Annotated in this window: 10 protein-coding genes; 2 read left to right on the top strand and 8 right to left on the bottom strand. The window is 74.5% G+C overall.

The genetic code is table 11. The features are described 5' to 3' along the window. Positions 1-91 precede the first annotated feature (91 nt). From TU30_RS03670 to TU30_RS03650, 5 genes are all read right to left on the bottom strand, one after another. Positions 92-2,341, bottom strand: a complete 2,250-nt coding sequence (locus tag TU30_RS03670) for an SWIM zinc finger family protein (RefSeq protein WP_042164416.1) — start codon at positions 2,339-2,341, stop codon at positions 92-94. Beyond that, the gene (locus TU30_RS03665) at positions 2,338-5,382 is read right to left on the bottom strand and encodes a DEAD/DEAH box helicase (protein WP_234307759.1); all 3,045 of its coding nucleotides are present in this window, start codon (positions 5,380-5,382) and stop codon (positions 2,338-2,340) included. Before TU30_RS03665 ends, TU30_RS03670 begins: the two co-directional genes overlap by 4 nt. Positions 5,383-5,544: 162 nt before the next feature. Beyond that, on the bottom strand, positions 5,545-6,123 hold the full coding sequence (locus tag TU30_RS03660; protein WP_042164413.1) for a hypothetical protein: 579 nt from the start codon (positions 6,121-6,123) through the stop codon (positions 5,545-5,547). After that, entirely contained in the window at positions 6,120-7,295 is a 1,176-nt protein-coding gene (locus TU30_RS03655; protein ID WP_042164410.1) for an ROK family glucokinase, read from the bottom strand. Before TU30_RS03655 ends, TU30_RS03660 begins: the two co-directional genes overlap by 4 nt. 303 nt (positions 7,296-7,598) lie before the next feature. Beyond that, positions 7,599-8,336, bottom strand: coding sequence for a GntR family transcriptional regulator (locus TU30_RS03650; protein ID WP_176726145.1), 738 nt, complete (start codon positions 8,334-8,336; stop codon positions 7,599-7,601). A gap of 128 nt (positions 8,337-8,464) precedes the next feature. Here TU30_RS03650 and TU30_RS03645 point away from each other — a divergent pair, with 128 nt between their 5' ends. Continuing rightward, positions 8,465-9,487: a Gfo/Idh/MocA family oxidoreductase gene (locus TU30_RS03645; RefSeq protein WP_042164405.1), complete on the top strand. Its 1,023-nt coding sequence runs from the start codon at positions 8,465-8,467 to the stop codon at positions 9,485-9,487. 316 nt (positions 9,488-9,803) lie between these two features. On the opposite strand, the gene TU30_RS03640 is transcribed toward TU30_RS03645, so the two are convergent. Then, on the bottom strand, positions 9,804-10,490 hold the full coding sequence (locus TU30_RS03640; protein WP_042164404.1) for a response regulator transcription factor: 687 nt from the start codon (positions 10,488-10,490) through the stop codon (positions 9,804-9,806). A gap of 73 nt (positions 10,491-10,563) precedes the next feature. Beyond that, positions 10,564-11,868, bottom strand: a complete 1,305-nt coding sequence (locus TU30_RS03635) for a histidine kinase (protein ID WP_042164788.1) — start codon at positions 11,866-11,868, stop codon at positions 10,564-10,566. Between the two features lie 182 nt (positions 11,869-12,050). Between TU30_RS03635 and TU30_RS03630 the strand changes: the two genes are divergently transcribed. Then, positions 12,051-12,251, top strand: coding sequence for a hypothetical protein (locus tag TU30_RS03630; RefSeq protein WP_042164784.1), 201 nt, complete (start codon positions 12,051-12,053; stop codon positions 12,249-12,251). Positions 12,252-12,488: 237 nt separating this feature from the next. On the opposite strand, the gene alc is transcribed toward TU30_RS03630, so the two are convergent. After that, entirely contained in the window at positions 12,489-13,646 is a 1,158-nt protein-coding gene (gene alc, locus TU30_RS03625) for an allantoicase (RefSeq protein WP_042164403.1), read from the bottom strand. Positions 13,647-13,673: the final 27 nt, after the last annotated feature.

Below are 13,673 nucleotides of genomic sequence, written 5' to 3'. Positions count from 1 at the left end.
CGGTGGTGGTCGGCGTGGGCGCCCTCGCTCCGCTGTGCCGGGGCGGGCGCGCCCGGCGGCCGCCGGCCGGGAACCGCCCCGGCACCTCGCATCAGCGGGTGCCCGGGGCGTCCAGGCCGGTGAGGGCGCCCACCGGGTCCGGGTCGGGGGTGCCCCGGGGCCACCAGTCGTCGTGGCCGGGCTCGGACTCGTACGCGTACCAGAGGTGGTCGCGGCCGAGGCGGAGCTGGAGGTGTCCCCGGGGGTGGGTGAGGTGGTTGTGCCAGGGGCGGAAGGCGGGCAGGTCGGCGGCGAGGAGGAGGGGGCGGGCGCGGTCGAAGCGGCCGGCCGGCGGGTCCCAGGGATCCTCCAGGACCTCGAGCCCGGCCGGGCCTCCCTGGCGCCAGGCGGCGACCGCGCGGGCCAGCTCGGCCGGGGTGCGCCCGACCGCGCGGGCGAGGGAGGAGTACAGCCCGCGGGTGGCGGCGGTGAGTCCGGAGCCGGGGCGGGCGGCGGCGAGCCGCACGGCGTCCTGCCACAGTGTGAGCCGGCCGACGGGGTCGCGGCCGGTGGTGAGCAGGGCGTGGGCGCGGGCTGCGGCGTCGGTGGCGAGCTGGTCGAGCGCGAACGGGTCCGGGCCGCCCGGGGCCGCCGGGTAGACGGGCGGCTGCTCCGGGTGCGGGGGTGGTGACAGCGGTGCCGGAAGGGGCGGGAGGGCGCGCGGGGCGATGGCCTCACGTGCCCGCACCCCGGGGAGGGGTTCCGGCTCCCTGTCCCGGGTGGCGCGGGCCGTGCGGGCGGCGCTGAGCCGGGACAGGTTGTCGATCACGTCGCGCTCGCCCCGGCCGCGCAGCAGGAGCAGCACGAACGGGTCGGCGTCGAGCAGCCGGGCGGTCTGGTAGCAGAGGGCCGCGGCGTGCTTGCAGGGGTGGCCGGAATCGGGGCAGCTGCACCGCGGGTCGAGGTCACCGGGGCGGGGCAGCAGCGGGACCCCGCAGTCGGCGAGGGACTGGGGCATCTCCTTGTCCAGCAGGGCCGCGATGTGGCCGGGCCGGTCGGCGGCCGCCTCCAGGAACCGCTCCCATTCGGCATCCTCGAAGGTGCGCAGCCGTACCTGCACGCGGTACGGGCGGGGACGGCTTCCCTGGACGTACGCGAGGACGAGACCGGGGGTGACGGTGACGGCGTCGACGCGCCCCCGCTCGGCGTACCGGCGTCCACGGACCAGCCGCGCGGCATCGAGCGCGCCCTCCTCCAGCGCCGTGACCCATGCGTCACCCCACCAGGTGTCGGCGAACCCCGTGCCGTCCGGGGTGCGGGACGGGAACGCGGGGAAGGTGCGGCGCAACTCGCCGTCCCGGGTGGGGGCGGCCATGGAGCGGGGCGTTCGGGGGGTGGCGGGGGACGGATGGGGAGACGGGTGTACCGGGGGCGCCGGGGGCGCCGGGGGTTCGTGGGCGGTCGGCGGCCTGTGAGGCCGGCCGTCGGGTTCCGGGGGCGGCTCGGCCGCGTCGGGGGGCGGGGGCGGGAGCGGGGGGACGACGTCGGTGAGCAGGTTCCGTACCGCGGGTACTCCCACCTCCTCGGCCGGCGTCCCGGCCGTCCGGACACCGGCGGCGCGGTCGCCCCGGGTGGTACGGGGGACGCGCGGAACACGGGGAGCGGTGCCCGACGGAGCTCGGCCGGTGTGGGGGCCGGTGACGGTCGCTCGCCCGTCGCTCCCCCGGTCGTCGGTCGCACGGTCGTCGGAGACCCGCTCGTTGGAGAACCTGCCGCCGGAAGTCCGGTCGCCAGAGGACCGGTCGCCGGTCGCACGGTCGCCGGAAGTCCGGTCGTCGGTCTCCGTTCGCGCGCGCAGTGCTTCCTGACGGGCCGAACGCAGTGCCTCCCGCGCGATGTCGGCGGGGCGCCGGGCGGACCGCGGCGCCGGATGGTCCAGACCGTCCGGACGGCTCCGGGTGCCGTCGGCAACGGACGGCAGGGCAACGGCAGCCGGCTCCCCTGCGGGCCCTTCCCCTTGCGCGCCGGTGTCGGTGGCGGCGTCCCCGGTCACCACCGGCCCCCCGTGTCCCGTCTCTGCCTCCGCTTCCGCGCCCGGGTCGTCCTTCGCGTCACCGGCCCCGTACCCGTCTCCGTCTCCGTCCCTGTTTCCGTCCGCCACCGTCTCCGGGCTTCCCGCGTCCGCCGCACGGCGAGCCCGTACCGCTCTGCGGAGGGCCTCACGGGCCACGTCACCGGGACGTTGGCCCGGGGTGCCCGCGGGATTCCCGGGTTCCCCCGCGTCCGGCGCCGGATCGGCGTCCGCGCGCCTGCGGGCCTCCCTCAGGGCCTCCCGGGCCTCGTCGGACGGACGGGGCGTCATGACGTCCTCCGCAGGGAGACCAGGTCGGACAGCTCGCGGTCGGTCAGTTCCGTGAGGGCGGACTCGCCGGAGCCGAGGATCGCGTCGGCGAGGGCCCGCTTGGCCTCGAGCATCTCGGCGATGCGGTCCTCGATCGTGCCCTCGGTGATCAGGCGGTGGACCTGGACCGGCTGGGTCTGGCCGATGCGGTAGGCGCGGTCGGTGGCCTGTTCCTCGACCGCCGGGTTCCACCAGCGGTCGAAGTGGACGACATGCCCCGCGCGGGTGAGGTTCAGGCCGGTGCCGGCCGCCTTCAGGGAGAGGACCAGGACGGGCGTCGCACCGCTCTGGAAGCGGTCCACCATGCGCTCCCGCTCCGGGACCGGCGTACCGCCGTGCAGGAGGTCGACCGGCACCGCGCGCTCGGTCAGGTGTGCGGTGATCAGCCGGGCCATGCCGACGTACTGCGTGAAGACCAGGGCCGACCCGTCCTCGGCGAGCACGGTGTCGAGGAGTTCGTCCAGCAGGGCGAGCTTGCCGGAGCGGGCCGCGAGGCGGTCGCCGCCGGCCCGTGCGTGCCCGGACCGGGCGGGCTCGTCCTTGAGGTAGAGCGCCGGGTGGTCACAGATCTGTTTGAGCGCGGTCAGCAGTTTCAGCACCAGGCCCCGGCGGCCCATGCCCTGGGCCGTCTCGATGGCGAGCATCGACTCGCGCACCACCGCCTCGTAGAGCGCGGCCTGTTCGCGGGTGAGCGGGACGGGGTGGTCCGTCTCCGTCTTGGGGGGCAGCTCCGGGACGATGCCGGGGTCGGACTTCTTGCGCCGCAGGAGGAAGGGCCGCACCAGGCGGGAGAGGCGCTCGACGGCCTCGTCGTCCTCGCCGGCCTCCACCGCGCGGGCGTGCCGGGCGCGGAAGGACGTGAGAGGGCCGAGGAGTCCGGGGGTCGTCCAGTCGAGGAGGGCCCACAGCTCGGAGAGGTTGTTCTCGACGGGGGTGCCGGTGAGAGCCACGCGCGCGGGCGTCGGGATGGTGCGCAGGGCCTTCGCCGTGGCCGAATGCGGGTTCTTGACGTGCTGCGCCTCGTCGGCGACGACCATGCCCCACCGCTGTGCGGCCAGTGTCGGGGCGGCCGAGCGCATGGTGCCGTAGGTGGTGAGGACGAAGCCGCCGGTCAGGTCGTCCAGGGTCCGGTCCGGGCCGTGGAAGCGGCGCACGGGGACGCCGGGGGCGAACCGGGCGATCTCCCGCTGCCAGTTGCCGAGCAGCGAGGCGGGGCAGACGACCAGGGTCGGTTCGGCGCGGTTCCGTTTCAGATGCAGCGCGATGAGGGTGATCGTCTTGCCGAGGCCCATGTCGTCGGCGAGGCAGCCGCCCAGGCCGAGGGAGGTCATCAGGTCGAGCCAGGCCAGGCCCCGCAGCTGGTAGTCGCGCAGGGTGGCGTCGAGTCCGGGGGGCGGGTCGGCCGGCCGGACGCCGGTGGTGAGGCGGTCGCGGAGGACGGCGAGAGCGCCGACGGGGACGGCCTCGACGGTCTCGCCGTCGGCCTCCGCGGTGCCGGTGAGGGCGACGGACAGCGCGTCGACGGGATCGAGCAGGCCCAGCTCCCGTTTGCGGGCCTTGCGGACGAGGGCGGGGTCGACCAGCACCCACTGGTCGCGCAGCCGGACGACGGGACGGTGGGCCTCGGCCAGGGCGTCCATCTCGGTGTCGGTGAGCGGGTCGCCGCCGAGCGCGATCTGCCAGCCGAACCGCAACAGGTCCTCGCTCTCGAAGAAGCCGCTCCCGTCGGTCGCCGATCCGGGGGCCGGCCGGACCACCGCCGTCGCGGTCAGGTCCTGGGCCAGGTCCCGCGGCCAGTGCACGGCGACGCCGGCCGCGGCGAGGCGGGTGGCGGCGACGCCGAGCAGGTCGTTCAGCTCGTCCTCGGACAGGGGCAGTACGTCGGGGACGTCCTGGACGGAGAGCCGGTCCAGCGGGGGCCAGACGCGGGCGGCCCGGCGGACGGCGAGGGCGGCGTCCACGCGCGCGCGGGGGCCGAACGCGCTGTCCGCCGTCCCCGCCCACAGGGCTGCCGCGTCGGCGACGAGGGTGGGGTCGGCGAGGCTGTGCACCTGGACGACCGCCGCGCCCGCACCGCGCGCGCCGGTGCCCCCCGCGCCTTCTTCGGAGCCGTCGAACAGGTCGTACGCACAGAGGTCGAGGCGGAGCGAGACGCGCACACCGGCATCCATGCCGGCGGCGACCTCGGCGGCCCAGTCGTGGGCGCCGGGCAGCCGCTGGGCCGTGCGGGCGGCGAACGGCAGCCCCGAGGCGTACGGCGCGGCCGGGGTGCGGGGAAGGGTGTCCGCGACCGCGTCCAGGAAGGCGCGGACCAGGGCTTCCGGCTGCGGCAGCCGGAGCGGGCCGGGGCCGGGCAGCGCGACGGCGTGACCCTCGAAGGGCATGGCCGCGGCCACCGCGCGCAGGTGTGCCACGTCGTCCGGTTCGAGAGGGCCGGCCCGCCAGGCGTCGTGGCCGGTGGCCGTCAGGCCGGGCAGCAGCCGGCCGCGTGCCGTGAGCCGCAGGGCGTGCAGGGCGGCGGCGCCCCAGCAGGCGGTGGCGGGGTGCGCCGCGGGGGCGTGCCGGGCGCGGACCAGCAGGGGCAGGGCCTCGTCGAGGGGGAGGGAGAGCGCGCCGACCGTCCGCCGCCGGATCCCGTCGCCGTGCGGGCGGATGACGGTGAGCCGCGTACCCGGAGCATGCGCCGACGGCGCGGGTACGGAGTCGGCGGACCGGGGACCACCGGCGCCGCCCACGACCGGCCGGGCGGGTTCGGGCCCGGCGGGTTCCGGCGTGGCTTCGGGCGCGGCTTCGGCGGGGCCGCTCGCCGGGTCGTAGAAGGCGACGCGTCCGTCGCGCGGCAGGGCCGACGGCAGGAAGACGGCGGCGAGCCCGACGGAGAACTCGGGAATCCCGGAGATCCCGGAGGTCTCTCCGGCGGCGACGTCCGCGGGCGCCGCGTCCCCCACGCCCGTGCGCGTCCCTGCCGTGTACCGGTCGGCCGTCGCGGTCGCCTCGTTCATGCGCCCTGTCACCGCCCGCCCGTCCCCGTTGCCGTCCATGCCCACCCGTGTCGTCCGCCTCTTCGCCCTCGACTCTACGGGCGGGCACTGACAGTCGGTGACGGCGGCCGGGCCCGGCCGGAGCGGACACCCCCGGTCACGGGACGGGAGCGGCGGTGCGGATCAGGGAACCGTCCGGGAGACGACGTACACCCTGGGGAAGCCCGGCTTGCCCTCGTTGACGACGACATCGTGCGTGGGCGCGGGATTCTTCTGTTCGTTGACGAGACCGGACCAGATGCCGGGGCGGTCGAACTTCCAGCCGGTGACCTCCCGGTCGCGTTCGCCGATGGTGATGCTGTCCGGTTCCAGGTCGTCCTGCTGGACGCCCATGCCGGTGAGGAAGGCGCTCAGGCCGGCGTCGGTGGTCTCGAACTCGACGTACAGGCGGCTGGTCTTCCAGTTGTTCGTCTCGTAGGTGGCCACCCACCAGGCGGGGTGCGGGACCGGCACCTGGTAGAGGCGGCGCTGCACCTTCGACGGCCAGCCCTGGGTCAGGCCGTTCGCCGAGTACCTGGCCTCCTTGTCCTTGCCGCTGGCCCGGCTCTGGTTCGCGGAGATCATCAGGTATCCGGCGGGGACGCCGATGAGCAGCACGATGATCAGGAGGGTGAGCGCCCTGCGCCGGACCATGTGCCCGCGGCCCTCGGGCGGCCGGGGCCCGCCGGAACGGGCGGACCGGTGGGGATCCCCGCTCGTCACGGCGCCTCCTGGGCGGCTCGGCCGACCTCCGCGTACCGCTCGTACCGCTCGACCCTGCGGCGCTTGGCGCGGCGGAAGCGGCGGGCGACCAGGCGGGCGAGGTCGGCGGCGCCGACCATGCCGGCCTCGGGGCCGAGCTGGGCGCGGACGATGCGGGCCTCGGGGCGGTAGCCGCGGCCGGTGAGCTGCCGCTTGAACGCGTCCCGCGCGGGTCCGATCAGCAGGTCGTCGGCGGCCGAGACCCCGCCGCCGATGACGAAGCAGGAGGGGTCGAGGGCGGCGGCGAGGTTGGCGATGCCGACGCCGAGCCACTGGCCGATGTCCTGGAGGAGCTCGATGCACATGGCGTCGCCCTCGCGGGCCAGCTCGGTGATCATCGGTCCGCTGATCTCGGCGATGTTGCCCTTGACGTGCTCGATGATCCCGTAGGCGACCGGCGAGTCGGCGGCGGCCAGCTCGCGCGCCTCGCGGACCAGTGCGTTGCCGGAGCTGTACTGCTCCCAGCAGCCGCGGTTGCCGCAGGGGCAGCGGTGGCCGCCGGGGACGACCTGCATGTGGCCGAACTCGCCGGCGACGCCGTACTTGCCGCGCTGGACCTGGCCGTCCTGGAGGATCGCGCCGCCGATGCCGGTGCCCAGCGTGATCATGACGAGGTGGTCCTCGCCGCGTCCGGCGCCGAAGCGCCATTCGGCCCAGGCGGCGGAGTTGGCGTCGTTGTCGACCAGGACGGGGACGGCGAGGCGGCCGGCGAGCCGGTCGCGCAGCGGCTCGTTGCGCCACGAGAGGTGGGGGGCGAACAGCACGCGGTTGCGGTCGGCGTCGACCCAGCCGGCGGCGCCGATGCCGACCGCGTGCACGTCGTGCCGGTCGGACAGGTCAAGCACCAGTTCGACGATGGTGTCCTCGACGACTTTCGGGCTCTTGGACTTGTCCGGGGTCTCCGTGCGGAGCCGCTCCAGGATGTTGCCGTCGGCGTCGACGACGCCCGCCATCACCTTCGTGCCGCCGATGTCGATGCCGACGGTCGGCACGCGCGGTGCCGTCAGGTGCGAGCGGCGTTCCCGGGTGCCGACCGTGCGGAGCACGGGAGCACGGCGGGAACCGATCGGGGCGGCGCCCGCCCGGGCGGAACTCAGCGCCCTGGGGAGTGTGAGGTCGCGGTAGGTGCTCATCGTCGCCGATTCTGCCTCACGGTGCCCCCGGGTGGCGTACCCGGGAGGAGAGGGACCGCGTGACGCGCGTCGCCCGCGGGACGCTCCCGGCGGCTTTCCGACGGCCCTCGAACAGCCTCCCGAGAGCTTCCCGGTGCGTTACGGCGGGCGCGCCCGCCGGGACGACCCTCGCATTTCGACACCTCGCTCCACGATCCGGTCACATTGTCCGGACAATGCGACGAAGATCAGTCCAAGTCGCCCGCGCCACCTGGACTTCACCGGAACTTCAGGTCCCGTGCGCGGGCTCCGGGTCCAGGACCGTCACGACCGTACGAGCAGCTGGAACTCGAACGAGTAGCGGTCGGGCCGGTAGGTGTGGGTGCCGAACTCCACGGCGCGGCCGGTGTCGTCGAAGGTTACGCGCTGCATGGTGAGGAGCGGGGCACCCAGCTCCTCACCGAGCCGCTCGGCCTCGGTGGCCCCGGCGGCGCGGGCGCCGATGGTCTGGCGGGCGCTGTGCAGGGTGATCCCGGCCGCCCGCATCAGCCGGTACAGACCGGTGGCCTCCAGCTGCCGGGTGTCCAGGTCGAGCAGCCCGGGGGGCAGGTAGTTGCACAGGTACGCCATCGGCTCCCCGTGCGCGAGCCGCAGCCGCTCGATGCGGTGCACCTCGCCCGCCTCGGCCACCCCGAGGACCGCGGCGACCTCGGGAGGCGCCGGGACGACCGTGTTGACCAGGACTTTCGTGGCGGGTCGATGGCCGGCCGCCTCAAGGTCGTCGTAGAGGCTGCTGAGCTCCAGGGGCCGCTTGACCTGGCTGTGCACCACCTGGGTGCCGACTCCGCGCCGCCGTACGAGCAGGCCCTTGTCGACGAGGGACTGGATGGCCTGGCGGACGGTGGGCCGGGACAGGCCGAGGCGCCCGGCCAGCTCGATCTCATTGCCCAGCAGGCTCCCGGGGGTCAGCCTGCCGTGCTCGATGGCGGCCTCCAGTTGCTGGGACAGCTGGAAGTACAGCGGCACGGGGGAGCCGCGGTCCACGCTCAGTTCCAGCTGCACGGTCGGGTCCACTCCTGGTTTGGGCACGGCCCGAGCGTAGTCCCGTGCGTGGTGGACGGGAAGTGGCGTGGTTCGATTGTCCGGACATACGGATTGACAGGGAGGGACGCGGGCCGCAGGTTGTTCCCATGCGCATCGGGGTCATCGGTACGGGCCGTATCGGCACCATTCACGCCCACACACTCAGCAGGCATCGCGACGTGGGATCCCTGATCCTCACGGACGCCGACCCGGCTCGGGCACAGGCTCTCGCACACCGGCTGGGTGAGACGGCGGCGCCCGGGGTGGACGAGATCTACACCTGGGGGGTGGACGCCCTGGTGATCACCACGGCCACGTCCGCCCACGCCGAACTCATCGGCCGGGCAGCCCGCTCCGGGCTGCCGGTGTTCTGCGAGAAGCCCATCGCCCTCGACCTCGCGGGCACGTTGCAGGCGGTCGCGGAGGTGGAGGCGGCCGGGACGGTCCTGCAGATGGGCTTCCAGCGCCGGTTCGACCCCGGCCACAGGGGCGCGCGTGAGGCGGTGCGTTCGGGCCGGCTCGGCCGGCTGCACACCTTACGGGCGATGAGCAGTGACCCGGAGCCGCCGCCGGCCGGGTATCTGCCGCAGTCCGGCGGGCTGTACCGGGACACGCTGATCCACGACTTCGACATCGTGCGCTGGGTGACCGGCCGGGAGATCGTGGACGTCTATGCCGCCGGGTCCGACGCGGGTCCCGCGATGTTCCGGGAGGCGGACGACGTGGACACCGGCGCGGCGCTCCTCACCCTCGAGGGCGGCACGCTCGCCGTCCTCACCGCGACGCGGATGAACGGCGCGGGTTACGACGTGCGCATGGAGCTCGCCGGGGAGCGGGACCAGATCGTGGTCGGCCTGGACGACCGTACGCCGATCGCGTCCACCGAGCCGACCGGGCCGCCGGCCGCGGACAGGCCGTGGACGGGCTTCCTGGAGCGTTTCGGGCCCGCGTACGAGGCGGAACTGAACGGGTTCGTCGAGGTGGTGCGGGGCGAGCGGGCCAATCCCTGCGACGGACGCGAGGCCCTCCAGGCACTGCGCGTCGCGGAGGCGTGCGAGCTGTCCCGGCGGGAGCGCAGACCGGTGCGGCTGATGGAGATCGCGGGCGGGGCGGCCTCGGTCCACGCCTGAGCGGCGCCCTGCGGAGGACGGGGACGCTCGGACGTCGAGGCCGCTCTGGCGACGGGCGACGGGCGGCAGTGGCTCAGGGCGCAAAGACCGGCAGGACCGCGCTCCGGGCGACGGCGCACCGGGCCGCGGTGCCGTCGTCGAGGGTTGGCAACTGCTGGGGCTTGGCTGAGCACGAGTGTGTCGGGGCGTGCGCAGGTGAGCGCCAGGTGGTGGTCGTGGGGTGGGTTCCATCATGTTCGGGGTATCGGGATGGCGCAGTACCGGGGCACCGGGATGCTGGGACGCATCGGGAGGCCCGCTGCCGGCCCTGTGCGGGTCAGGCCTCCTGGGTGTCCTCCAGGAGGCCTGCGTCGTGGACGAGCAGGGCGATCTGCACACGGTTGTCGAGGTCCAGTTTGGCCAGGACACGGGAGACATGGGTCTTGACGGTGGCCACGCTCATGTGAAGCTCGGCGGCGATCGCTGCGTTGGCGTGCCCCCGGCCGACCTCGACGGCGACCTCGCGCTCGCGGTCGTTGAGGGCAGCGAGCCGTGCACGCGCGCGTGCGTGCCGGGTGCGGGCAGCGCTGCCGGCCGTGGTGCCGGCCGCATGCGCCATGAGCTGCCTGGTGACCGTCGGCGACAGGACGGGGTCGCCGGCCGCGACCCGGCGGACCGCGTCGACGATCTCGGCGGGCGCGGTGTCCTTGAGGACGAAGCCCGCGGCGCCCGCGCGCAGGGCCCGCAGCACCTGCTCGTCGGCGTGGAAGGTGGTGAGCAGCACGATGTGCGGGGTGTTGTCGCGCCGGCGCAGCAGTTCGGTGGCGGCGAGGCCGTCCACCGACGGCATCCGGATGTCCATGAGGACGACGTCCGGGCGGGTGCGGTCGACGAGTTCCTCGACCTCGTCGCCGTCGGCGGCCTCGCCGACGATCTCGATATCGTCGGCGCCGCCCAGCATCAGGGACAGTCCGGCCCGCACCAGCGGATCGTCGTCGACGAGGAGCAGTCTGATCGCAGTCATGGGCCTTCGGGCGTCGGGACGGGCGGTGGCGACGACGGGACGGCGGTCGTGATGAGGCTTCGCCTGTCTCCGTTCAGCCCCATGGCAACCGGGCCCGGACCTCGAACCCGCCGTCGGGCGTGGGGCCGTGCTCCAGGGTGCCGCCCGCCAGGGTGGCCCGTTCGGTCAGGCCGATCAGTCCTTGTCCGGCGCCGGGTACGGGCCGTGCCTCCCCGGCCGGACCGGGGTTGCGTACGGACACGGCGAGGTCCTCCCCAGGGCCGCCCGTGACGGCGACGGCGACCTCGACCCCGGGGGCGTGCTTGCGGGCGTTCGTGAGCGCCTCCTGGACGATCCGGTAGGCGGCGCGGCCCACGGAGGCGGGGACGGCGGCGCCGGAGTCGGTGACCCGGTGATCGAGGACGACCTTCGTCCCGGCCTCCCTCGACTCGGCGACCAGCCGACCCAGTGCCGCGAGCGTCTGCTGCGGCCGCCCCGCGTCGTCGGACTCGCCGGTCCGCAGCACGCCGATGATCTCCCGCAGATCCTGCAGTGCCTCGTGCGCGCTCTCCCTGATCACCCCGGCTGCCCGCGTGATCTCCTCGCGGGGCGCGTCGGGGCGGAACTCCAGTGCGCCCGCGTGCACGCTGAGCAGCGTCAGCCGGTGCGCCAGCACGTCGTGCATCTCCCGTGCGATGGCCTCGCGGGCGAGCCGCTGCGCCTGCTCGGCCCGCAGCCGTGCCTCCGTCTCGGCCCGGCGGGCCCGGTCCCTCAGGCTCAGCAGCAACTGCCGCTTGGACCGGACGAACATGCCCCAGCCGACGCACACGCCCGTCAGCAGCACGGTGAGGGCAACCGCCGCGGCATAGGGCAGTTCGGGGTCGGGGCGCCACCAGTAGTAGAGCGGGGCCGCCACGAGATGGGCGCAGGCGACCCCGATCATGTACCTGAAGGGACGGTGCACCGCGAGGCCGAACAGGGCGATCAGGGCCACGCCGCCGGACGTCTCCGAGATCTGGCTGACGGGCACCATCACCGCGGCCAGGCCGACCGGCCAGCGGCGGCGCAGCCAGAGCGCGGCGCAGGACAGCGCGCCGAGCACCTGGTCCCCGCGAACCAGCGCGCGCGGAACGTCGGGATTCGCCACCAGGGACTCGAGGCCCGCCAGGCCCACGAGCACGGCCAGCAGGAAGCAGGCGAAGTCGACCACCCAGTCCCGCGCGGTGCGCCGGGGACGTCGGGGGCGCCGCGCGGAACGGGCGGGCTCGGAAGCGACGTCGAGGTCGGGGACTCGGTCTGCGTCGGGGTCCCGGTCGAGTTCGTGGAGGAGGGCTGATGGACGGAGCCATCGTGCTCCCGTGAACACCGAGGCCGTCCGCACCGTCTTGTCGGCTCTGATCACGGTCGTCAAACCTATGCAGAGGCCGCCCGGTCCGTCCTGCTCCGGCCCGGATCGGCTACCGAAGTCGTACGGCCGCAGACCTTCGGCGTGTTCCGCGTACGAAAACACAGACCTTCGCCACCGGGCTCGCACCCGGTGGCCGATGCACACGCGTGCGGTGCTCGGCGATCGTCGGCCCCATGAAGAGACTGCTGGAGATTCTTGGATTCATCGCCCTGCTGCAGGGCGCCGCGAGCCTGGTGAACGAGTTCACCGGCTGGAACCCGGGTGTGGTGAGGCGGCTGGACTTCCTGGAGGGTTTCGAGCTCTACGCCGGCATCACCCTCCTGGTCCTGGGCATCGCCCTGCTCTCCGCGGCGGAGAGCGGGAAATCCGGCTGAGGACGACCCGTGAACGTTCCGGTACCGGCATGAAACCGGCGGACGGTCCCCACGCCTCCGCTCGGGCGGCGACGACCGCCGTCGGCCGCTTCGGCACGGCCGACGAGGTGGCCGCCACGATCGTCCACCTGGCCGGTGCCGCGTACGTCACCGGCGCGGAAGTTCGCGGTGGACGGCGGCCCCGCGCCCTGACCGGCGTGACCCACCGCCTGCCCGCTGCCGGGCGGCCCCGGCGGGTCAGCCGCCCAGTTCCCGGTGGCGGGCGGCCAGGGTGGCCGAGCCCTGCTCGGTCAGTGATCCGAACAGGCGCAGCCGGGAGATGCCCCCGTCGGGGAAGACGTCCACCCGCGCATGCGTGCCGATCACCGGGGCGGAAAGGACGAAGCGGTGGTTGGTGTCGGGCTGGAGACGGGTCCGGGGCAGGATCTCCCGCCAGCCGCCGCCCCCACCCTGTCCTTCGGCTCTGCCGTGCTCCGTGTCCCGTACCGAGACCGACGCCCAGCCGGCGCTGTTGCCCTTCAGGTACGCGGTGTCGATCTCGAGGGCGCGGATCTGCGCCTGGCCCGCGAGCCGGTAGCGGATCCAGTCGTGTCCCTGGTCGCGGCGGCGCCGGGTCTCCCAGCCGTGGTCCATCCGGTGGGAGCGGCCGGGCCCGATGGTGTTCGCGGGCGGTGAGTAGAAGCGGTCGGACGCGTCCTCGACCCGGCCGCCGTTCTCCAGGGCGACGACGTCGAAGGTGCCCAGGGCCTCCAGCCACACCGGGTCCGGGGCGACCTCGCCGTACACGCGCAGGCGCGCGATGCCTCCGTCGGGGTGCTGGGACAGGCGCAGGTGGGTGAAGCGCCGGCCGGCCGGTACGGCGAAGCCGTTGGCCGCGTGGCCGCCCACCGGGGTGCGCGGCAGCAGCGTCGTCCACGCCACCTCGTCCGACAGCAGTTCTTCCGGTGCCGGGGAGCCGGGCACCGAGGCACCCTCGACCGACACGGCCCGGGGGTGGTTGCCGCGGAAGTGGGCGGTGTCGACGACGATGCCATGGACGACTCCGGGCACGCCGAGGCGGATCAGCGCCCAGTCGTGGTCCTCCGCCGCCGGCCAGGGGTGCCCGGCGCGGGAGCCGCGGCGGCGCCGGGTCTCCCAGCCGTCCATGATCTTGCCCTTGTGTCCGAAGAGTTCGGGGTCGAACACGGCACGACCGGGCAGCAGCAGGTTCTCGCGCTCGGCGAAGAACTCGTCGTTGGCGGCGACGACACCGGCGCCGAGCCGGCGGTCGGCGAGGTCGGTGAGCTGCGTGAAGGGGAAGTCGGCGGTGCGGTAGTCCGCGTACGGGTCACCGCCGCCGTAGGGGCGCGCGTCGCCGGTGAAGCGGGCCGCGGGGGATGCGTGCTGCGCGGTCACGGTGATCCGGTCCTTCCTTTCGGGGAT

The organism is Streptomyces sp. NBRC 110035, from assembly GCF_000829695.1.
Lineage (GTDB): Bacteria > Actinomycetota > Actinomycetes > Streptomycetales > Streptomycetaceae > Streptomyces.
The sequence above is the reverse complement of the archived record's forward strand: the minus strand, read 5'-3'. Positions and strand labels throughout refer to the sequence as shown.

What these genes read in the sequence shown, in the direction of transcription:
- TU30_RS03670 (WP_042164416.1), bottom strand. Translation starts at nt 2,341, where the DNA reads ATGACGCCCCGTCCGTCCGACGAGGCCCGGGAGGCCCTGAGGGAGGCC.
- TU30_RS03665 (WP_234307759.1), bottom strand. Translation starts at nt 5,382, where the DNA reads ATGAACGAGGCGACCGCGACGGCCGACCGGTACACGGCAGGGACGCGC.
- TU30_RS03655 (WP_042164410.1), bottom strand. Translation starts at nt 7,295, where the DNA reads ATGAGCACCTACCGCGACCTCACACTCCCCAGGGCGCTGAGTTCCGCC.
- TU30_RS03645 (WP_042164405.1), top strand. Translation starts at nt 8,465, where the DNA reads ATGCGCATCGGGGTCATCGGTACGGGCCGTATCGGCACCATTCACGCC.
- TU30_RS03640 (WP_042164404.1), bottom strand. Translation starts at nt 10,490, where the DNA reads ATGACTGCGATCAGACTGCTCCTCGTCGACGACGATCCGCTGGTGCGG.
- TU30_RS03630 (WP_042164784.1), top strand. Translation starts at nt 12,051, where the DNA reads ATGAAGAGACTGCTGGAGATTCTTGGATTCATCGCCCTGCTGCAGGGC.